Here is a 22,230-nt window from a genome sequence, read left to right on the forward strand (position 1 = left end):
TTATTCCCCTTGCTCAAGTGTACGAATATCAACAAAGTGTCCAGCGATTGCTGCTGCTGCTGCCATGGCTGGACTGACAAGGTGCGTGCGACCCGCTCGGCCCTGACGTCCTTCAAAGTTTCGATTGGATGTTGATGCACAGCGTTCTCCTGGTCCTAGGCGATCATTATTCATCGCCAGACACATTGAGCATCCCGGTAAACGCCATTCAAACCCGGCATCGGTAAAGATTTTATCTAAACCTTCTGATTCAGCTTGGGCTTTGACCTGCTCTGAACCTGGTACAACGATTGCCTGAACGTGCGATGCGACTTTTTTACCTTGGGCAATGTGTGCCGCTGCACGCATGTCTTCAATCCGGGAATTGGTACAAGAACCGATGAAAACTTTATCGACATTATAGTCGGATAGCAGTTTGCCGCCTTCAAGCCCCATATAGTTCAGTGCTTTGGTCGCAGATGATTGCTCGATTAAATCAGTAAAATTTTCCGGAGCCGGAATAGGGGCATCAATCGAAATGACTTGTCCCGGGTTGGTACCCCATGTTACTTGAGGTTTAATGTCTGCTGCATCTAATGTCACCACGGCATCGTATTCGGCACCATCGTCAGACTGCAACGTTTGCCAGTATTCGACTGCACTGTCCCAGTTTTCACCTGTCGGTGCAAACTTACGACCTTTAATATAGTCATATGTCGTTTGATCCGGTGCGACCAGGCCTGCTTTGGCACCCAGTTCTATCGCCATGTTACAAACGGTCATTCGACCTTCCATTGACAGATCTCGAATCGCCTGACCACAGAATTCAACGACATATCCGGTCCCGCCTGCTGCTGTGGTTTTACCGATGATCGCCAGCACGATATCTTTTGCAGTAATTCCCTTGGCAACCTTGCCTTTGACTTCAATTTTCATTGTTTTGGCACGTGCTTGCTTGAGGGTTTGTGTGGCAAGGACGTGTTCAACTTCAGACGTCCCGATCCCGAAAGCCAGTGAGCCGAATGCTCCGTGTGTTGCCGTATGAGAATCACCACAAACAATGGTCATTCCCGGTAGGGTAATCCCCAACTCTGGCCCCATAACGTGCACGATACCCTGATATTTGTGATTGATATCGTAGAGTGTGACACCGAACTCTTCGCAGTTTTTTGAGAGCGTTTCCATCTGGATTTGAGCCATCTCACCGGAAGCTCTGATATCTTTCGTGGTTGTAGAGACGTTATGGTCCATGGTGGCAAAGGTTTTGTTGACCTGACGGACTGAACGACCTTTTTCCCGGAGTCCGTCGAAAGCTTGTGGTGACGTGACTTCATGAACTAAATGACGATCGATATACAAAATCGGGTTCTCACCTTCAGCGGCGACCACGACATGTGCATCGTAGATTTTTTCGTATAATGTTTTTGCTTTTGACATTGCTTCTACCTTGAGCTTGTTCGTGGACCGAGAATCCTCTCGGTCACATGCTTATGCACTTAAGCTTTTTCACTTAATATATAGGCTGCGATTTTGTCGCCCATTTCCGAGGTTGTCAGTGCAGGTTTATCCGTTGCCAGATCCGCAGTCAGCTCTCCGGCAGATAGTGCCTTGCTGACGGCAGCCTCTATATCTTGAGCTGCTGCTTCTTCACCCAGACTGTAACGGAGCATTAATGCTGCCGATAAGATCTGAGCAACCGGATTGGCAATGTTTTTCCCTGCGATATCTGGTGCACTGCCGCCTGCGGGTTCATACAGTCCGAAATTGCTTTCGTTCAGACTGGCTGAAGGAAGCATTCCCATTGAACCAGTGATCATCGCGCACTCATCAGAGAGAATATCACCAAAGATATTTGAACATAGCATGACATCGAACTGAGCCGGATCTTTAATCAGCTGCATCGTCGCATTGTCGATATACATATGGGACAACTCGACATCCGGATAATCTTTGCCAATTTCGCTCACGACTTCTCGCCATAAGATCGAGCTTTGCAGGACGTTTGCTTTATCAATCGAGCATACTTTCTTACGACGTAAACGGGCTGATTCAAAAGCAATTTTAGCAATACGTTCAATCTCATAGCGGTGATAGACTTCCGTATCAAATGCTTTTTCATTGGCACCTTCGCCTTCGCGTCCCTTAGGTTGACCAAAATAGATCCCCCCAGTGAGCTCGCGCACAACCACGATGTTAAATCCATTGGCCGAGATATCGGCGCGTAATGGTGAAAATGCTTCAAGTCCCGGATGAATTTGTGCCGGGCGTAAGTTGCAGAACAGTTGGAAATGCTTACGTAATGGTAATAAAGCACCGCGTTCAGGCTGTTCATTTGGTGGTAGATGTTCCCATTTTGGTCCTCCGACTGAACCAAACAAAACTGCTTGTGCCTGTTCACATCCCTTCAGCGTCTGTTCTGGCAGTGGGCTGCCGTGATTATCGATGGCAATTCCACCCACGTCGTATTCAGTCCGGTCAAAAGCGATGTTGTGTTTTGTCTGAATTGCATCAAGTACTTTATGAGCCTGTTGCATGACTTCCGGGCCGATGCCGTCACCGGGTAGTACTGCAATTTTATAAGTCTTGTCTGTCATGTGAGTCCTTGTTCACTCTTGTATTTATTGATTTGTTACCTACGTCGGTCTGTGTGACACAATGAGACCGACGCCTAGGGCCTTATATTTATTGTTGCTTATACTGTGGCTATTTTTTTCTTTTTAATGACTTCGATCTGATCGGCTCGGTGAATACTGTTGATCACATGTAATAATGCTTCTCCTGATGCTTCAACAATATCGGTGGATATTCCCGTTCCGTGGTATTTTCGGCCTTTATAGTTGGCGATAATATCTGCTTGTCCTAAACCGTCTTCACCTTCTCCTTTCGCGGTCAGATCGAATTTATCGAGGACGATATCGTAACCAGTAACACGATAAATGCATTGATACAATGCGTCTACCGGACCGTTACCGACAGCGGCTTCGCATTTTTCTTCATCGCCACATTGCAGTTTTATCGTGGTGGTTGCCATCACGCTGCCTGATTGAACGCTCAGATAGTTTAGTTTGTAGAAGTCGTCTTCTTCACGCAAATTGGAGAAGAACATCAAGGATTCTAAGTCATAATCGAACACCTGACCTTTACGGTCAGCAAGTTTTAGGAAATCTTCATAAAGTGCATCCAAGCTATATTCATCTTCCTGATAGCCCATTGCATCCATATGACTTTTCACCGCAGCCCTGCCACTACGACTTGTCAGATTTAATGCCTGATTTTTCAGGCCAATTGACTCTGGAGTCATAATTTCATAGGTATTCTTATTTTTCAGCATCCCATCCTGGTGGATGCCGGAAGAATGGCTGAATGCATTGGCGCCCACGATTGCTTTATTGCTTTGGATCGGCATATTACAGATCTGGCTGACCATTTTACTTGTCCGGTGAATTTCCTCGTGCCTAATACCAGTATGAACACCTAAAAACTCTTGGCGAGTCTTGATGATCATCGCGATCTCTTCCAGCGCACAGTTTCCGGCACGTTCACCGATACCGTTGATTGTTCCTTCAACTTGACGGGCGCCGGCCTGAACAGCAGAGATCGAGTTGGCAACGGACATTCCCAAATCATCGTGGCAGTGGACAGAAATTATCGCTTTATCAATGTTGGGGACACGATTGAATAATGTCTGAATGATACCACCAAATTCCCCCGGAACTGTATAACCAACTGTGTCAGGGATATTAATTGTTCTGGCACCAGCTTCTATTGCGGCTTCAACCATACGGCATAAGTTATCGATAGGGGTTCGCCCTGCGTCCTCACAAGAGAATTCAACATCATCCGTATAACGACGAGCATGTTTGATCGCTTTGACCCCCATCTCTACCACTTGATCATAGCTACGACGAAGCTTGTCCTGAACATGAACCGTTGAGGTTGAAATGAACGTGTGAATTCGGAATGCTTCAGCAACTTTTAAGGCTTCGCCTGCGGCATCAATATCTTTTTCTACAGCGCGGGCAAGTGCACAGACTCGGCTGTTTTTGATGTTTTTAGCGATGGTTTGTACCGATTCAAAGTCGCCCGGAGAAGAGACTGGAAAGCCGGCTTCAATCACATCCACTCCCAGTCGTTCCAGAGCGTAGGCAATTTGTAATTTTTCTCTCACCGTTAAACTGGCAGATAATGCTTGTTCTCCGTCCCGTAAGGTTGTATCGAAGATAATGACCTGATCGTTCATATTGGCTGGCTCCTAGACCGGTAAGTGGTTGTGTTTGCTCACTTGATATTTTTTTGTTAAGTACTTTCAGCTATAAAAAAACCCGCATTTCGATGCGGGTTTTTGTGATTCTTTGTGGTGTTTTCTGTCCACTGGCTACCCGCGCGATTGATACACGATAAGGAGGAGGCCTAGTAGGAGAGAAGTTTTCAATGTCATATTCATTTACTTTCCACAAAATTCAATAACAAATTAGTACCGCACCTGATACATTACGTCAACCCAAAATTGTATATTTATTGGTAGTACCTGTTTCATTGGTGGGTCGTACTCTGTGTATTTCGATGGTCAGATGTGATTTTAGTCTGAGATTAAATGAGACTGAAATCGTAACGGGGCGATTATTCTCTATACAATAATATGGGGGCCTGAGAGACAGAATATCCCCCTGAGACTGCCCACCTTTTATTGAGTATCCATCTTACTGTCTTATCGTTTTCAATTCATACCATGCACTGTTTTTACCGAAGCAAAATTTGTGCTGATACAAATGTCTACCTGACCGCTGAGGGGCTCTACCCATGATGCACATCGGTTCGCTGACAGACTGCATTTATTGATTCAACAACATGCGTATTCTCGACAACAACAATGTTCATACTTTCGACAACAAATAGTCACACCGTTGTCATCTGGGCTGATTAGTGTCTTGGATATAAAGGGGTTGAACTACAGGAATGCAGTCATGAGAGTTATTGAACCGATTGTGAAATTTGATCTGGCCTTGTCACTGTTCTGTCTGCAACACAGATTCAGTTATCCATTAGCTCGTATCAGCCGAGCGGTATCCCATACCGGAGACGGTCATTTATATGTTGTTATTGGTGGTGCTGCTTTTTTGGTTGATGAGATTGTCGGTCAAGCATTACTCGTCACTGGATTGATTTCATTTCTGATTGAGTTGCCGCTTTACTGGTTATTTAAAAACCTTTTTCAACGGCGTCGTCCTCAAGAGTTCTCCTCAAGAGTCATTGCTTATATTACGCCTTCTGATCGGTTCAGCTTGCCTTCTGGGCATACAAGTGCTGCTTTTCTGATGGCGACACTCATTGCTTCTTTTTATCCATCATTGTCCGTGATGGTGTTCATCTGGGCTGGGTGTATTGGTGCTGCTCGTATTTTGCTAGGGGTTCATTTTTTCACGGATGTACTGATTGGTGCTTTACTCGGGATGAGTTGTGCGCAAGCTGGTCAACTGGTCATGGAGTGGATAATTTGAAGATTCTCTACGGTGTTCAGGGAACCGGGAACGGCCATACAGCACGAGCCAGAGCGATGAGTCATGCACTCCGGCAATATCATGTCGATGTCGATTTTATTTTCAGTGGCAGAGAGCAAGATAAATATTTTTCAATGGACTGCTTTGGCAGTTATCAAACTCGCCGCGGGTTAACGTTTGTAACTGAAAAGGGGCGGGTCAATTATTTAAAAACCGCCAGAGAGAATCGGTTTGGTCAATTGATTTCCGATATCCGCCAGCTTGATCTCAGTGCTTATGATTTAGTGATCAGTGATTTTGAACCGATTACGTCGTGGGCGGCAAAATTACAGCACAAACCCTGTATCAGTCTTAGTCATCAGAATGCTTTTCGTTATCCGGTACCGTTAAAGGGTGCCAACTGGCTTGATAAGAAGATTATTACCAATTTCGCACCTGCCGATCATTATCTCGGGTTGCACTGGTATCACTTCGAGCATCCTATTTTACCGCCAATTATCCATACCAGCGGGTCGGCAGCAGAAAACCAGCCTTTCATTTTAATCTATCTTCCATTCGAATCACTGGAATCCATCATGGATCTGTTCTTTCGTTTCGGTCACTATCAGTTTGTCTGTTATCACCCCATGGTTGATGAAATGAAACAGACAGAGAACATGACATTTCATCCATTATGCCATGAGGGTTTCCAGGCGCATTTACGTTGCTGTGCCGGCGTGATTGCCAATGGTGGATTTGAACTCCCTTCTGAAGCCATGTCGTATGGCAAAAAATTACTCCTCAAACCATTGATGGGCCAATTTGAGCAGCAGAGCAATGTGGCGACCCTTGAAATACTAGGGCTCGCTTCTGCGATGGAATCCCTTGATGTTGCCGTCATTCGGCAGTGGCTCGATGAACCCAACGCAGAGCGAGTCGTTTATCCTGATGTTGCTCAAGCCATTGCTGAATGGGTAGTTCAGGGGCGTTGGGATTGTCATCAGCAACTGTGCCATTCACTCTGGAAACAGGTCGATTTTCCTGACTATGTCATGGTGTAATTCGTATAAATCATTGATCAGAATTAATCTATTCTACTTGTCATCTATGAGATGAATAATTATCGGTTTTCTGTCGCAAACCTATAACTCACGTCAATTAATTTTGTGAATACTATAAAATCAGCGATTTTATCTTTTTTGATGTTTTTTTAACGATATGATTTTTATGGTATTTTTTCAAAATGAGGTAAAATAAACTGACTTTTTATCAATCCAGTTGCCTTTTGTACATCAATTAAAAGATAGTGAATTACACAGCCTACTCATACGAACTATCAATAGGTTGGTTAAAATAGAATCACGTTGAGTCACTTTATCTGATGTATGTCACTTCGCCTGACAAGAGCGCTATCCCGAGAGGGGTAACGAAAGTGATGACTGAAGCAAAATAAGAGGCATTCTAATGTTAGAAAAAAAAGAAGTTATCCAACCAGTCGCCAGCTATCGGATGGAAAGTACGCTACGAGGCGTTGATTTGAACCTGCTCACTGTGTTTGATGCCGTGATGCAAGAACAAAATATTACTCGAGCAGCTCATAATTTAGGGATGTCTCAGCCAGCAGTAAGTAACGCTGTGGCACGCCTGAAAGTGATGTTTAATGATGAACTATTCATGCGACAAGGAAGAGGCATTCAGCCGACTCAGCGCGCCCGACAGCTTTTTGGCCCGATTCGCCAAGCATTACAGTTAATTCGTAATGAACTACCGAATTCTGTTTTTACACCTGAATCTTCAACCAGACAGTTCAACTTAGCGATTTGCAGTCCGAATGATTTGCGCTTCGCACCGAAGATTTTCTCGTCAATTCACGATCAGGCGCCTCAAGTGCAACTGCATTTAGAAGCGGATTCGAATCAACAACTTGCTGAGCGGTTACGTTATCAGGAAGTCGATTTTGTGATTGACTATGCACGTTTTGAAGAATCCGGTTTCTGTAGTACCGAAATTTTCCAAGATGAGCTGGTGATTGTTGCTTCTAAGCAACACCCTCGTATTCAAGGTTCGATTACCCCAGCACAGGTCATAGAAGAGCAACACGCGAAGCTCTCTCAGGCGCATGGTATCCGGAGTTTCAGTGAACAGGCTTACCGAGATATCGATTGCCATTCCCACTATGAAGGGACAAGTTTAAGTAATGTGCTTTATGTTGTCAGTCAGTCAGAACTGATTACCATCGCACCACGCTGGTTGGTGGAAGCATCACCGAACAGAGAGCAACTTCAAACCATTGCTTCACCATTTGAACGCAAACAGATCAGTGGTTACCTGAGCTGGCATGAATCGAATGAAAAAGATAAAGGACACGGTTGGCTGAGAGAACAGCTCATGATGATTTGTGGTGAAATTGTCAGTGCTCCTGTGACACATTAATCTGTGTGTCATCCTGATGTTGCCGACCCGATGAAAACTCGGGAAGGCAACGTCTGTTTGTTTCTGCCTTTCTCTTTACGCTTCTTTTTTCTTCTTCGAATTCTTTCCGATTGGTTCGCTTACTTTATATCAACAGATTTGTTTCTTCTTTAGCATTCCGATGACTTTTGTTACATAAAATAAATATTTTATATCTTTTTTGTTCTCAGGTTTGATGTGGTTATCTGACTTTAAATTCTTTTACCGTAGATAATTCTGAATAAACACTCATGTACAACATATTCAGTAAATTACGGTCAGAAACTGAATAGACCAATCTTTCTGAAGCGAGTAAAGTTGCTTTATCCCTTGCAGTGTTATGACTCTGCAAGGACATAGCCATTAGCGAATCGATTGCGATTAGGCTACGAATAAGCCCTAGACTATGTAACCAACCAGACTGTTGAACTGACCTCGGGATACAGTGACTGGTAAGGAGAATAATATGGTAATGCTATCCGGTGCAGAGATGGTTGTTCAGTCTCTGATCGAAGAAGGTGTCGAGCAAATTTTTGGTTACCCCGGTGGATCCGTGCTTGATATCTATGATGCCCTTCATGAAAAAACCGACCAAATCAAACATGTACTTGTTCGTCATGAACAAGCGGCCACACATATGGCTGACGGCTACGCACGCTCGACCGGTAAACCGGGTGTCGTGCTGGTTTGCTCCGGGCCTGGTGCAACCAATACCGTAACCGGTATTGCGACAGCTTATATGGATTCTATTCCAATGATTGTCATATCAGGCAATGTTCCCAACAGTCTGATTGGTAATGATGCATTTCAGGAATGTGACATCGTTGGGGTTTCCCGGCCAATTGTGAAACATAGCTTTTTGGTCAAAAAAGCTGAAGATATTCCCGAAACAATTAAAAAAGCATTCTATATTGCTTCGACTGGTCGTCCTGGCCCTGTGGTCATTGATTTGCCGAAGGATGTGATGAATCCTCAGGTTAAATTGCCTTATCAATATCCGAAAACCATCAAGATGCGCTCTTATAATCCGACAACCAGCGGACATAAAGGGCAGATCAAGAAAGCACTTAAAGCGCTGTTAGATGCGAAAAAACCAGTTTTATATGTTGGTGGTGGTGCGGTTATTTCTGAGGCGGATAAGCAGATTCTTCAATTAGCGGAAACCTTGAATTTGCCTGTGGTCAGTACCCTGATGGGATTGGGCGCTTTCCCCGGCACCCACGCAAATGCGCTGGGAATGTTGGGAATGCATGGGGTTTATGAAGCCAATATGGCGATGCATCATGCTGATTTGATTTTCGGTATCGGTGTCCGGTTTGATGACCGAACTACGAATAATCTGGAAAAATACTGTCCTCATGCCAAGATCATGCACATTGATATTGATCCATCTTCAATCTCAAAGAATGTGCCGGCGGATTTACCTATCGTCGGTTCAGCAGAGAAAGTGTTGGAAATGATGCTGAAGTTGCTGGTTGAGCAAGGGGGCTCGAATGATGCCAACGCGTTGGAACAATGGTGGAAAGAGATTCAGGTTTGGCGGGAGCGTCAGTGTCTTGCTTATGAGAAATCCAGTGAGCGGATCAAACCGCAACAAGTGATTGAAACGCTCCATCGGTTAACCGAAGGGAATGCCTATGTTGCTTCTGATGTCGGGCAACATCAAATGTTCGCGGCTCTTTATTACCCGTTTAACAAGCCACGGCGCTGGATCAATTCTGGTGGTCTTGGCACGATGGGATTTGGTTTACCTGCCGGGATGGGCGTTAAATTCTCTCATCCCGAAGAGGAAGTCGTTGTGGTGACCGGAGACGGCAGTATTCAGATGAATATTCAAGAGCTGTCAACCGCGCTGCAATATGATATTCCGGTCAAGATCATTAACTTGAACAACCGCTTCTTGGGAATGGTTAAACAGTGGCAAGATATTATTTATCAGGGACGTCACTCGAATTCATATATGAGTTCTGTGCCGGACTTTGCTGCAATCGCAGAAGCTTATGGGCATGTCGGTATCCGCATCTCAACACCGGATGAATTAGAAGCCGGATTGAAAAAGGCACTGGATCTGAAAGATCGTCTGGTGTTTGTGGATATCAATGTCGATGAAACAGAGCACGTTTATCCGATGCAGATTAAAGGCGAAGGGATGGACAAAATGTGGTTGAGCAAAACGGAGAGAACCTGATGAGACACATTATTTCAGTATTAATGGAGAACCAACCCGGTGCTTTGTCTCGTGTGGTCGGATTGTTCTCCCAGCGTGGTTTCAATATTGAAACGTTGAATGTATCCCCGACTGACGATGAGACGTTATCTCGTCTTAACATCACGACTAAAACCAATGCGATGGAGCTGGAACAGATTCAGAAGCAACTGCATAAGTTGATTGATGTATTGAAAGTTCAGGAAGTGTCGGAGTTTGAACATATAGAACGGGAATTGATGCTGGTGAAAGTGAGAGCCAGTGGCGCAGCCCGGGCTGAGGTGCAACGGACGGCGGATATTTTCAGAGGCCAAATTGTCGATGTTACCAGCAGTCAGTATACAGTTCAGATGGCCGGGACAACCGATAAACTAGATGCGTTTATTGAGGCTATCTCAGAAGTGACAGAGGTGCTAGAGGTTGCTCGTAGTGGGATTGTGGGTATCGCCCGCCGTGAACGCGCTCTACGTGCGTAATATCATCATCGTCTGTCATGGCAAAACGCAATAAAAAAACCGGCTGATGCCGGTTTTTTACTGTTATCCCACCTGACTGGATATGAGCTGCGCTTCACCAATAAAGTAGCCGTCTTCATCAAATCGTTTCACTTCCCCGTTCTCGACAACGATGGTGATTTTTCGGATATCTGAAAACTGCCAGTTACGCCATTGGTAAACAAACTGATCGTGTTCAACCCACCAATAGCCTTCATCCATGTCATTGGGACGGTCAGAGATCCCGGTCATTTTGCCGTCAGCCTGAAAGGTGATTCGGTAAGGAATATTAAAACAGTCTTTAGTTAAGAGCGTTTGCTTTTTCAGCAGATGGCGAATCGCTTTGCTACGGAGTGGCGGTTGCTGACATTCCTCAAGGGTTTCGATCGGCATAACTTGTTTGGCGATTTGGGAAAGAAGCGCAATCCCTTCCCGGATCTGTTCCGTTCTGATGGATTGGAAGCACAGCCGGAAACTATTGGTCCGTTCATCGCAGTAATAGTATTTGGCACCATTGTTGATCAAAATACCATGCTGTTCAGCCAGTTGTTCAAACCGCTGGGCATCGAATCCCTGTTTATAGTCGATCCAGAAAGCCGTCCCAGCCAACGACGGTGTCACACCTGATTGCGGGAAATAGTAATTCAGCGCTTTTTCCATCGTCAGCCATTTTTGCCGATAACGTTTAAGCATTTTTTGAGCCAGAGCATCGTAATATCCAAGGCTGAGAAACAAAGCAAGGGTTTGACAGTTGTTCTTCGGCGGTAAGCTATGTGTTCTGAACTGAAGGGCTTTGATCTGTGAAATCAAGGGGGCAGGGGCCACGATATATCCGAGTCGCAATCCCGGAGCTATTGTCGAAGAGAAACTGGAGATATAGATAATACGCTCACTGGCTGATTCACTTTTCAGTGGCGGACAGGTGTCTTCAATAAAATTAATGTCATGTTCAAAGTCATCTTCAATGATCAAGAAATCATGCTCTTCAGCCAACGTAAGGAGTTTCCGGCGTCGGCTGGCAGACAGGCGTACTGTCGTCGGGAATTGATTGCTTGGGGTGGTATAAACCAGTTGGCAGCCGGTAAGCCATTCATCAATGACCATACCTTCTTGATCCACATTGATCGGCACGATCTCCGCACGTCTGGCCTGAAACTGATGCAATGCCTCGGGATAACCGGGATTTTCAACTGCAATTGAGGAATCAGCCGAGAGGAGTAGTTTTGACAGATAATAAAGGCTGTTCTGACATCCGAGAGTAATGGCGATATTGTCTCGATTGACAAATATGCCACGCTTGGTCAATACGCGGGTGCGGATCTGTTCAATCAGATCATCATAATCTGAGTCATTTGATGTCCAAGTGCGATGATTGATGCGATTGAGCGACTGAATGCTGCATTTGCGCCATTCAGATACCGGAAATAAGTCTTCATCAACCACGCCACTGACAAAGAGATAGGGATAATTTTTGAGATCTTTGGCTTCTCGTTCCGAGACACTGTTTTCAGCGTTCAGATAGCGACTCCAGTCGAGTTGAGTTGATTGCTCTTGTGATGTTGCTGAAGCGAGCGGGGTGACGGAAATGTCCAGCGTGGGATTGACAAAATAGCCTTTGCGTTCAATGGAAACGAGGATCCCTTCTTCGGTCAATTGCTCGTATACGCGCAAAATCGTGTTTCTGGAAACATGAAGATCTTTTGCTAACTTACGTGAAGAGGCAAGGGGAGATTGCTTAGGAATGAAGCCATCGAAGATTGCTTTGGCAAGACTGCTTTTGATTTGATCTTGCAGCGTTTTTGAATCGTGCGGATCAAGGTGGATATACTGGCTTAGCATACGGCTCCTACAACTGTTTTTGTGCCGCTGACTAATCCGAGTGAGGCAACGAAGATACGACCATGAAAGTGACCGTATCTACGCTGGATGTACTTTTATCTGAATGTACTTCTCTGAATATAATTAGTGAGCGAGCAACGCTTGTAATTCTGCTTTGATGATGTCAATACCTTTGACGATCAGTTCCGGCTCAATCGTCAATGGTGGTAGGAAGCGAATCACATTTCCTTTTACCCCACAAGATAACAAAATCACACCGGCATGGTTACTTTTTACCACAAGCTGTTTGGTTAAATCAGCAAGAGGTGCACCATTGTCAGGATCATTGAATTCGATGGCAATCATGGCGCCGACTTGACGAATGTCACCAATTTGGGGAATCTCTTTTTGCAATTCGGTCAATTGTTCCTTAAATTGCAAGCCAATATGTTGCGCCCTTTCACAGAGATTCTCTTTTTCGATGATATCGAGCACTTCTAACGCAGCAACACAAGCGAGCGGAGAGCCTGCATAAGTCCCACCGACGCCTCCGGGATTGGCAGCATCCATAATTTCTGCCTTACCGACAACTCCGGACAGGGGGAATCCCCCGGCAATACCTTTAGCCATCGTGAACAGATCCGCTTCAATGCCGAGGTATTCTGTGGCAAACATTTTACCAGTTCGGGCAAATCCGGTCTGAATTTCGTCACAGATTAAAACAATACCGTGTTTATCACATATTTCGCGGATTTTTTGTGCCCAAGATGCAGGTGCCTGATAGAACCCGCCTTCTCCCTGAATCGGCTCAAAAATGATGGCCGCGATACGGCTCGGCTCGATATCACAAGTGAATAAATCGTCCAAAGCACTCAGGCTTTGCGCTTCAGTGACGCCATGATAGTCATTCGGGAATGGCAGGTGATAGATTTCGTTTGGAAATGGCCCAAAACCAGTTTTGTAGGGCGCGACTTTTCCGGTAAGTCCCATACACATGTTTGTCCGGCCATGGAAGCCGCCTTTAAAGGCGATGATGCCTGAACGGCCGGTATGTGCCCGCGCAATTTTCACCGCATTTTCTACCGCTTCTGCTCCCGTGGTCACGAATGCCGCTTTTTTCTCAAAATTTCCCGGTGTTTTCGCCACGATTTTTTCAGCCAGTTCAACAAAGCTCGCATAAGGCGTGACCATTGAACAGGTATGACTGAAGTTGTCTAACTGCTTTTTCACGGCTTCAATAATCTGCGGATGAGAGTGACCGGTATTATTCACGGCAATCCCGGCGGCAAAATCGATATACGTTTTACCTTCAATATCCGTGATGAGCGCATTTTTAGCACTCGCCGCATAAACCGGTGCCAGATTAGCCATCCCTTTTGCGACGACTTTTTCCTTACGGGCTTGCCATTCCATATTCGTCATGAGTTTTTATTCCTTCACATTCAAACAGTAGTTATTGCGAGATGTCAGAAGCCACCAAAGCAGAGATATTTAACATTGAGATATTCATCAATCCCTTGTTTGGCACCTTCCCGGCCAAAGCCGGATTGTTTTACACCACCGAATGGGGCGACTTCATTGGAGATAATGCCTTCATTAATCCCAACCATGCCGTATTCAAGCTGCTCGGCAATACGAAATGCACGATTCAGTGTGCTGGTGTAGAAGTAGCTGGCTAATCCGTAAATCGTATCGTTGGCTTTTTCGACCAGCTCATCATCATTGGTAAAGCGAACAATCGGAGCGACCGGACCGAATAATTCGGTATGGACAATCTCCATATCTTGAGTAACTTCAGTCAAAATGGTCGGTTCAACGAAAAGACCGTCCAAAGAGCGGCCGCCAAATGCGATTTTCGCGCCTTGTTCGACGGCTGTATTGATATAGCCCAAGACGCTGTTTTTCGCTTTCATATCGATCAGCGGACCGATAACGACACCCGGTTCGACGCCATTACCGACTTTCAGATCTGCCACGGCTTTGGCAAACTTTTCAACGAATTGCTCATAAACGCTGTCCTGAACATAGAAGCGGTTTGCACACACACAGGTCTGTCCGGCATTACGGAATTTTGAGGCGATGGCACCTTTGACCGCTTCATCGATATCTGCATCATCAAAGACGATAAATGGTGCGTTGCCGCCTAATTCCATTGAGGTCCGCTTGATGGTTTCTGCACACTGTTTGATCAGGTGACTACCCACTTGAGTCGACCCGGTGAAAGACAACTTCTTAATATCATCATGACTACAGAAAATATCACCAACGGCCACTGAAGAGTGGTTGTTCACCACAATTAAAAGCTCTTTTGGCAATCCTGCTGCGTACGCTAGTTCTGCAATAGCATAGGCGGACAGCGGAGTTTGATTGGCGGGTTTGACGATAAAACTACACCCAGCCGCCAGCGCGGGCGCTGCTTTACGGGTGATCATTGCGATGGGGAAATTCCAAGGGGTGATCGCCGCAGCGACCCCAACCGGCTGTTTAATAGTCATTAAACGTTTGTTCGACGCTGGTGCCGGAATTGTATCACCGTAGGTGCGTTTTCCCTCTTCGGCAAACCACTGAATGAAAGAGGCACCGTACATGACTTCGCCTTTGGCTTCCGCCAGGGGTTTCCCTTGTTCGAGGGTCATAATTCTGGCGAGATCATCACTGTTTTCAACTACGAGGTCATACCAGCGCTTTAAAATGGCTGATCGTTCTGCGGCTGAACGCTGTTGCCAAGCTTGTTGAGCCTGCTTTGATTGCTCAATCAAAGTAAGGATATCCGTTGTTTGAACCGAAGGAATGTAAGTCAGCGTTTCATCGGTTGCCGGATTGAGGACTGCAATCGCATCTTCACTGAAAGGACACGTTGCTTTGAGTAAGTTTTTGTTAACAATTTGGTCCATCATTGTGTCTCTTTTGTTAGCTGTAAGGAGAATGGTAGATCTAAAAATGACACCACCCGAAGTACCAGTTAGATCAATTATGTGGTACCAGCGATAAGTTTCTGGCTGGTACCATACAAATTGTCTTTCTGGTTCTATTGCTTTGGTTTTGCTTTCTTCATATTAACCTGTGAAACAAATCAGTAACAAACAAGTAACGACACAGGAAGAGGAATTTCTATGTTTGGGTTAAAGGGAAAGAAGCTTGCGAAGACATTACTGGCAGTCACGCTGGGTGTCAGCGCACTTGCGAGTTCTACGGTTAGTTTTGCCGCTGAATATAATTGGCGCTTTGCAAATCTATATGGCCGCGGTACTGCATTTGGTGCCGTTTATGAAGACTTGGCGAAAAATATTGAAACCATGTCCAATGGTCGCATTGCTGTGCAAGTTCTGTACTCTGGAGAAGGCGTGGGTACCAGTGGTATCTTAGGTGCTGTACGTTCCGGTCTGATTACAATGGGCGCACCTTTCCAACCTATGCACGCGGGTGAGTTTCCGGCTGGGGTTGTGGAAGTTGGTTTGCCTGGTGGAACATCGGATGCCAGTGAACTCATGACATTATTTCATGAGCGGGGCTGGGGCGATGTGTTGAAAAAAGCCTATGCCTCTCAGGGGATCGTTTGGCTGGAACCTTATATTCAACCCCCTGTTTATATCATTACCAAAAAACCAATCAACTCGATTGCTGATTTTAAAGGCATGAAAATTCGTGCGCCGGGAGCTTATGGTAAGTTCTTGCGTAATCTCGGTGCGGCACCCGTTTCTCTGTCTTGGAGTGAAATCTATACGTCACTGGCAACCGGCGTTATCGATGGCTCTATCGGTTCAAATATGATTGATCACCGCGATGGTAACCATGTGGAAGTTGCAAAATACATGTATCCGCTACCCATTGCCGGTGCTCAGGTGCTACCGATTATTGTCAACCAAAAAGCCTGGAATAAATTGCCGAAAGATCTGCAAGCCATTGTGAAAGGTGCGACGGCCGAACATGCGATTGAGCAGTTGACGAAGTCCAAACTGTGGGAATCTCAGGCTGTGGCGGAGATGGAAGCCAAAGGATTGAAATGGAGTCCTGCGCCATCTGAAGCCGACAAAAAAGCTTGGAAAGCAGCAGGGGTATCACTTGCGCAGGAATATGCCAGTGCCGACCCTTATTCAAAACAGCTTGTTGAGATCCTCAATAAGAAGCAGTAACAAGGAATAATCAAGGTGAATCTGATGGTTCACCTTGATTGGTTTGGGAGTTTATATGGTTGAATCAATTTTAAGAGGATATTGCCAGTTAGTCAGGTATGTAGTCGGCCTAATCGGGCGTTCGGTATCCTATCTGCTTCCTGTATTAGCCACGATTGTTGCCTACGAAGTTTTTGCTCGTTATGTGATTGATAAACCAACTATTTGGGGGTATGACACTTCACTTTTTCTGTTTGGATATATTGCCGCTTTAGGCGGTGCATATGCGCAGCAACGTGAAGCACACATTAACGTGGACATCGTACACGGTAAAGTCTCGGAAAAGACTCGCCGGATTTTTGACCTGATCACTGCGGTTCTGGCGATAGGATTTTTAGTGGTCATGATCAAAACTTGCTATGGCATGTTTTTGGAAAGCCTTCAATTCCATTACAGAACCAAGAGTGAATGGGCTCCGCCGATGCATCACTTCTGGCTGATGATCACTGTTTCTGCGAGCATTTTTGTTGCCCAATATTCAACTGAATTGATCAGTAATCTATTTTTCCTCATCACAGGACGTGAACTGAGCGGCACTGTGCATCCACATATCAGCCTTGATGATCAGCCTTTCCATGTCAGTTTAGATGATGAGCCGTTTCATGCAGAGGAGCATCCGGTAGAGAAGTCCGTTTGTGACAAGGAGAATTCAAATGGGAATTGAGATGTTAACCCTTGTTTTGCTGGCATGTATTCTGACCGCTTTTGTGTTAGGTGCACAAGTGGGACTGGCATTGGGTGGCATTGCCATGGGCGTCGGTTATCTGGTTTGGGGAGAGGCGTTGTTTAATATTGTGCCGACCACCGTTGAAAGCACATTTTTTAATTTTATTCTGCTCGCGATTCCACTTTATATCTATATGGGACAGATCCTCACTCGATCCGGAATTGGGGATGCGATGTTTAATGCCAGTCAACTGCTTATCGGTCGAGTGCGCGGTTCTTTGGCAATTAGTGTCATTGGGGTTTGCTCCATGATTGGAGCCATGGTTGGCATCATTGGTGCCGGTATCATGACTTCCAGCAGTATTGCTCTCAAACCGATGCTTGAGCGTGGCTATGACAAGAAGCTAGCGCTTGGGGTGATTATGGCTGGTGGCTCTTTGGGGATTCTTATTCCACCGAGTATTCCAATGATCATGTTTGCTTCTGCGACACAAAACTCAGTTGGCAAAATGTTCTTGGGAGCCATGATCCCTGCATTGATTACGATTGTTCTGTTGATCACTTACGTGGTGATCTCTTGTAAATTGAATCCGGAGCGGGCTCCGCTCGATTCTGACAACGATATTCAGGTGCCGAAAGGGTATGAGCGGTTTAAGACTATTCGTGACGGTGCGTCATCACTTGCTCTGATCGTGGTGGTTCTTGGCAGTATTATCGCTGGGATAGCAACACCGACGGAATCCGGGGCTCTGGGTGTGATGGGCGCGATTCTGTTATCGATCCTGTTTAAGCGCTTTAAACCGGAGATGCTCAGACGTTCGGGAATGCAAACCGCGCTGCTGGTGAGCGTGGCTATGTGGATTATTCTCGGTGCATCGGTTTTCAGTAATTTCCATTTACTGATGGGAATCCAAGGGATGGTGTCTGGCTTTACCCAAGGGTTGGATTTACCACCGATCATGATCATTATTATGTTCCAACTGATCATGCTGTTATTGGGATTCATCATCGATGAATTTATCATTGTGCTGATGTGTGCCCCAATATTTACGCCGGTTGCGGTATCACTTGGCTACGATCCGATCTGGTTCGGTGTGTTGATGATTCTGAATATTGTGATTGCTGTTCAGACACCGCCTTACGGTTTTGCGTTGTTCTACCTGAAAGGGATTGCTCCGAAAGGAGTGACCATGATGGATCTGTATAAATCGGTATTACCGTTTATTACCGTACAGTTTATTGTGTTGGTCATTTGTATGATTTTCCCGGATCTGGTGACTTGGTTACCGAATCTGGTCATTCACTAATGGCTTGTGCCACAGACGCTTTTATCCGTATAAAAGTATTAACCGTTTGATAAAAACCTGCCCGACGGCAGGTTTTTTACTGTATGTCTCGATTGAACAAGGATGACAAAAGAAAAAGCCCTTTCCATAGAGAAAGGGCTTTGAACTTGAGATATCAAGCAGGGATTAATGCAGAATCCGCGCGCGGATTGTCCCTTCGATTTTCTTCAGCTTACGCAATGCTTCTTCTGAGCGGGCTGTTTCAACATCAATGACCACATAACCGACATCAGCAGAAGTTTGCAGATACTGCGCGGCGATGTTGATACTATCCTCTGCGAAAATCGTGTTGATCTGATTGAGAATGCCCGGACGGTTTTGGTGAATATGCAGCAGACGAGAACATTCTCTGAGTTCTGGCAGCGATACTTCTGGCAGGTTAACACTGGATACGGTCGAGCCATTATCAGAGTATTTGACAATCTTGCCTGCCACTTCAATCCCGATATTTTCTTGCGCTTCTTGCGTTGACCCACCGACATGTGGAGTCAGGATGACGTTGTCAAACTGAAGCAGTGGTGATTCGAACGGGTCTGCATTCGTTTTTGGCTCAACCGGGAATACGTCGATTGCCGCCCCTGTCACTTGTTTTGATTCCAATGCACCACATAGGGCATCAATATCGACGACAGTTCCCCGTGCCGCATTGATGAAGATTGAATTCGGTCTCATTTGAGAGAATTCTTTACTGGAAATCATATTTTTAGTGTCGGGTGTTTCAGGTACATGCAGAGAGATGACATCACATTTACCGAGCAGTTCTGCCAGAGAGGCAACTTGGATGGCATTGCCCAGAGATAGTTTGTTCTCAATATCGTAGTAGTAAACCCGCATTCCTAAGTTTTCAGCAATAATTCCCAGTTGCGTACCGATATGACCATAGCCGATGATCCCGAGATTTTTCCCGCGAGCTTCAAAACTCTGGTCAGCACTTTTTTTCCAGATACCGCGGTGTGCGAGCGCATTTTTTTCCGGCACGCCCCGTAGCAGTAGCAAAATCTCACCCATAACCAGTTCGGCAACACTGCGGGTATTGGAGAAGGGGGCATTGAAAACAGGAATCCCGCGTTTTGCCGCCGCACTTAAATCAACTTGATTAGTCCCGATACAAAAACAACCGATACCAACCAGTTTCTTCGCTGCGTTGATAACATTCTCCGTCAGGTTGGTACGGGAACGAATACCGACAAAATGTGCATCCTGAATGGCTTCTAATAGTTCGGCTTCGGATAATGAACCTTTGTGATATTCGATATTGGTATAGCCAGCTTCCTGAAGCACCGCGACTGCAGAGCTATGAACACCTTCAAGAAGTAAAATTTTAATTTTGTTTTTTTCCAATGAAACCTTGGCCATTATTTTTGTCCTTAACGATGGAAAGATGAAGAAATGGGGTGCACGGTGGCCAAAACGGAGAATTTAGCATTTTATTAACAAGCAAACGTTTGCCTCGCGCATCTTCTCACCATAAAGTAACAAAAAAAATCCCTAATTGGTAAGAAATTTCCGTCATAAGGAATAATTTTTCTATAGCCAATAAAAAAACGGCACGCAACGTACCGTTTTCCATGATCTATTCATATTGGTGCAAAGAATTCTAATGATTTACTCAATAAATTGGGTGCCGTCGGGCGTACCGATAATCACGATATCTGCCCCGCGATGTGCAAACAGACCATTAGTTACAACACCGGGAATATTATTGAGGGTTGATTCCAAGGCTTTGGGATCAGTAATTTGCATATTGTGTACATCGAGGATGATGTTGCCATTATCTGTCAGTACGCCATCACGATAAACCGGGTCGCCCCCAAGTTTTTTCAGCGCTCGGGAAACTTGCTCGCGGGCCATTGGAATGACCTCGATAGGCAGCGGAAACTGACCCAGTACATCAACCGTCTTGGTGCCATCAACAATACACACAAATGTATCAGAGATTGCAGCAACAATTTTTTCCCGTGTGAGGGCTGCGCCGCCGCCTTTGATCATATCCCGCATTGGATTGATTTCATCGGCACCATCAATATAGACATCCAGTTTTTCAACATCATTACAGTCGTATACCTGAATCCCTAATGCTTCAAGTTTCTCTGTCGATGCTTTTGAGCTGGAGACAGCACCTTTAATCTCATCTTTGACTGACCCTAAAGCGTCGATAAAGTGATTGACGGTCGAGCCGGTGCCTACTCCGATAATGCCACCTTTGACGACATATTTGAGTGCAGCCCATCCCGCCTCTTTTTTCATTTCGTCCTGGGTCATGTATTGATCTCCTGCTGATTGCGCGTAAATGCTATCTGAATATGTAATCGATATTTCCGCGGAGGATTATATACTCATCTTCACAGGAGTTGCAGCGTGAATCCTTCTTTTCCGCTGTCTTGTATCACATCATGTTGTACTACCATATATCCGTTTATTCCCATGACCATATTTTGTCGGGTGTAACGATCTTTGGCAGTGGCACATCCCAAGATTCAATCGGCAGTTGTTCGACAAACTGACACGCGTGGGCGAGCCCGATTGGTTTGGCACCGCTTCGGCTTTTAAACCAAGGTTCTAAGGTTCGGTCATAATAACCGCCTCCCATACCGAGACGGTGTCCTGATGCATCGAAGCCAACCAGTGGGGTAAAAATCAGATCAAGCTGGCGTGTCGGAAGAATCAATTGCTGATTCAGCCGTGGTTCAGCAATACCGTAACGGTTCTGAACCATGTCAGTCTCTGGTGTATAACGTAAGAAAAGCAGCTGACCGGTTGAAAAAGGATGAATCACGGGGAGATAAACGGATTTGTCTTGTTGCCAGAGCCATTCGATCAAAGCGTGGGTGGAGAGTTCACCATCAGTGGATAAATAAACAGCGATATGTTGGCTGGTATTCAGCTCGGGTAGGTGGGAGAGTTGACGAATTATCTGCTCACTGGCTGTTTGCTGAAACGCGTCAGAGAGCTGTTTCCTTCTGTCGCGGATCTGCTTTCTGAAAGCAGCGCGCGTCATGTCGTTCTGGTGCATAGGGAACCCCAAAGTGCCGTTGCAGATGTTTGACCCTTGAACCAGCTGGTTCAAGGCGGATCAGTAATGTTGACCGTAGGCTTCTCGGTGCGTGCCGAGCTTGCTCAATAGCCAGCAAGTACCAACCCTTATGTATTGCTTATCGGCTCAGGGACGTAATCCGCTGACGAACACTTCAGGGTAAATTTTGTGGCGCTGAGTTACAATTTTTCTTGCTCGACTTGATGAATCACCTGATCCAGCGATGTGGAGAGCAACTCCATTCGTGTTGCCAGATTCGCCGTCGTCTGTTGATTCTCTTTTATCTGGCTTTGTAACTCATAACAAATATTTAAAGCAGCAATCGTGAGTAACTTCACTTCATTTGTCACCTTAGTTCTTTCTGCCATTTCTTTCAAACGATTATCAAGCTCTTTAGCCGCCTGAATCAGAGAGTCTTCTTGGCCCGGGGGACAATTCACTCGTGTTATTTTTCCTAAAATCTCAACATCAACCGCTTGATTACTCATGACTTATGAACTCGCAACATGCCACTGTGGATGATACGTTGACGGTATCATCAAGACGGAAACTATAGGAAAAGCGTCGATAAGATTCAAGTCTTTCCC

General features: G+C 45.5%; 18 protein-coding genes and 1 other RNA gene. 8 read left to right on the forward strand and 11 right to left on the reverse strand.

From position 1 onward, the window contains the following. From leuC to leuA, 3 genes are all read right to left on the reverse strand, one after another. Nucleotides 1-1,416: a 3-isopropylmalate dehydratase large subunit gene (leuC, locus tag BSQ33_RS11125; RefSeq protein ID WP_088134105.1), complete on the reverse strand. Its 1,416-nt coding sequence runs from the start codon at nt 1,414-1,416 to the stop codon at nt 1-3. 59 nt (nt 1,417-1,475) lie between these two features. Then, complete coding sequence (gene leuB, locus BSQ33_RS11130) at nt 1,476-2,573, reverse strand: 3-isopropylmalate dehydrogenase (protein ID WP_088134106.1); 1,098 nt, start codon at nt 2,571-2,573, stop codon at nt 1,476-1,478. Between the two features lie 98 nt (nt 2,574-2,671). Then, a complete protein-coding gene (gene leuA / locus BSQ33_RS11135) occupies nt 2,672-4,219 on the reverse strand; it encodes a 2-isopropylmalate synthase (protein WP_021020484.1) in 1,548 nt (515 codons plus the stop codon). Nucleotides 4,220-4,943: 724 nt separating this feature from the next. Between leuA and BSQ33_RS11140 the strand changes: the two genes are divergently transcribed. From BSQ33_RS11140 to ilvN, 5 genes are all read left to right on the forward strand, one after another. Continuing rightward, a complete protein-coding gene (locus BSQ33_RS11140) occupies nt 4,944-5,477 on the forward strand; it encodes a phosphatase PAP2 family protein (RefSeq protein WP_021020485.1) in 534 nt (177 codons plus the stop codon). Then, on the forward strand, nt 5,474-6,517 hold the full coding sequence (locus tag BSQ33_RS11145; RefSeq protein ID WP_021020486.1) for an MJ1255/VC2487 family glycosyltransferase: 1,044 nt from the start codon (nt 5,474-5,476) through the stop codon (nt 6,515-6,517). Before BSQ33_RS11140 ends, BSQ33_RS11145 begins: the two co-directional genes overlap by 4 nt. Before the next feature lie 403 nt (nt 6,518-6,920). Then, the gene (gene leuO, locus BSQ33_RS11150) at nt 6,921-7,889 is read left to right on the forward strand and encodes a transcriptional regulator LeuO (protein ID WP_021020487.1); all 969 of its coding nucleotides are present in this window, start codon (nt 6,921-6,923) and stop codon (nt 7,887-7,889) included. A 484-nt stretch (nt 7,890-8,373) separates the two neighbouring features. Further along, the gene (locus BSQ33_RS11155; protein ID WP_021020488.1) at nt 8,374-10,095 is read left to right on the forward strand and encodes an acetolactate synthase 3 large subunit; all 1,722 of its coding nucleotides are present in this window, start codon (nt 8,374-8,376) and stop codon (nt 10,093-10,095) included. Next, nucleotides 10,095-10,589 (forward strand): acetolactate synthase small subunit, encoded by a 495-nt coding sequence (ilvN, locus tag BSQ33_RS11160; protein WP_021020489.1) that lies wholly within the window; start codon nt 10,095-10,097, stop codon nt 10,587-10,589. Before BSQ33_RS11155 ends, ilvN begins: the two co-directional genes overlap by 1 nt. A 63-nt stretch (nt 10,590-10,652) precedes the next feature. Here the strand turns inward: ilvN and BSQ33_RS11165 are convergent, their stop codons facing one another. The 3 genes from BSQ33_RS11165 to BSQ33_RS11175 form a co-directional block, all read right to left on the reverse strand. Continuing rightward, nucleotides 10,653-12,446, reverse strand: coding sequence for a PLP-dependent aminotransferase family protein (locus BSQ33_RS11165; protein WP_088134107.1), 1,794 nt, complete (start codon nt 12,444-12,446; stop codon nt 10,653-10,655). Between the two features lie 123 nt (nt 12,447-12,569). Beyond that, complete coding sequence (gene gabT, locus BSQ33_RS11170; RefSeq protein ID WP_088134108.1) at nt 12,570-13,847, reverse strand: 4-aminobutyrate--2-oxoglutarate transaminase; 1,278 nt, start codon at nt 13,845-13,847, stop codon at nt 12,570-12,572. Nucleotides 13,848-13,891: 44 nt separating this feature from the next. Beyond that, entirely contained in the window at nt 13,892-15,319 is a 1,428-nt protein-coding gene (locus BSQ33_RS11175) for an NAD-dependent succinate-semialdehyde dehydrogenase (RefSeq protein ID WP_088134579.1), read from the reverse strand. Between the two features lie 219 nt (nt 15,320-15,538). On the opposite strand from BSQ33_RS11175, the gene BSQ33_RS11180 reads away from it, so the two are divergent. The 3 genes from BSQ33_RS11180 to BSQ33_RS11190 are packed head-to-tail and all read left to right on the forward strand — an operon-like array spanning nt 15,539 to nt 18,570. After that, complete coding sequence (locus tag BSQ33_RS11180) at nt 15,539-16,558, forward strand: TRAP transporter substrate-binding protein (protein WP_088134109.1); 1,020 nt, start codon at nt 15,539-15,541, stop codon at nt 16,556-16,558. A 55-nt stretch (nt 16,559-16,613) separates the two neighbouring features. Beyond that, nucleotides 16,614-17,261 (forward strand): TRAP transporter small permease subunit, encoded by a 648-nt coding sequence (locus tag BSQ33_RS11185; protein ID WP_021020494.1) that lies wholly within the window; start codon nt 16,614-16,616, stop codon nt 17,259-17,261. Further along, on the forward strand, nt 17,251-18,570 hold the full coding sequence (locus BSQ33_RS11190; protein ID WP_021020495.1) for a TRAP transporter large permease: 1,320 nt from the start codon (nt 17,251-17,253) through the stop codon (nt 18,568-18,570). The genes BSQ33_RS11185 and BSQ33_RS11190 overlap by 11 nt, the downstream gene beginning before the upstream one ends. A 165-nt stretch (nt 18,571-18,735) precedes the next feature. Here BSQ33_RS11190 and serA read toward each other — a convergent pair whose 3' ends face one another. The 5 genes from serA to zapA all read right to left on the reverse strand — a co-directional run bounded on the left by serA (nt 18,736) and on the right by zapA (nt 22,131). Next, complete coding sequence (serA, locus tag BSQ33_RS11195) at nt 18,736-19,965, reverse strand: phosphoglycerate dehydrogenase (RefSeq protein WP_021020496.1); 1,230 nt, start codon at nt 19,963-19,965, stop codon at nt 18,736-18,738. Nucleotides 19,966-20,214: 249 nt separating this feature from the next. After that, a complete protein-coding gene (gene rpiA, locus BSQ33_RS11200) occupies nt 20,215-20,871 on the reverse strand; it encodes a ribose-5-phosphate isomerase RpiA (RefSeq protein ID WP_088134110.1) in 657 nt (218 codons plus the stop codon). 154 nt (nt 20,872-21,025) lie between these two features. After that, complete coding sequence (locus BSQ33_RS11205; RefSeq protein ID WP_021020498.1) at nt 21,026-21,622, reverse strand: 5-formyltetrahydrofolate cyclo-ligase; 597 nt, start codon at nt 21,620-21,622, stop codon at nt 21,026-21,028. 1 nt (nt 21,623) lies between these two features. Next, nucleotides 21,624-21,807: non-coding RNA, 6S RNA (gene ssrS / locus BSQ33_RS11210), on the reverse strand. Between the two features lie 15 nt (nt 21,808-21,822). After that, complete coding sequence (zapA, locus tag BSQ33_RS11215) at nt 21,823-22,131, reverse strand: cell division protein ZapA (protein ID WP_021020499.1); 309 nt, start codon at nt 22,129-22,131, stop codon at nt 21,823-21,825. Nucleotides 22,132-22,230 lie beyond the last annotated feature (99 nt).

This window comes from Vibrio gazogenes, from assembly GCF_002196515.1.
In the GTDB taxonomy this organism is placed as follows: domain Bacteria; phylum Pseudomonadota; class Gammaproteobacteria; order Enterobacterales; family Vibrionaceae; genus Vibrio; species Vibrio gazogenes_A.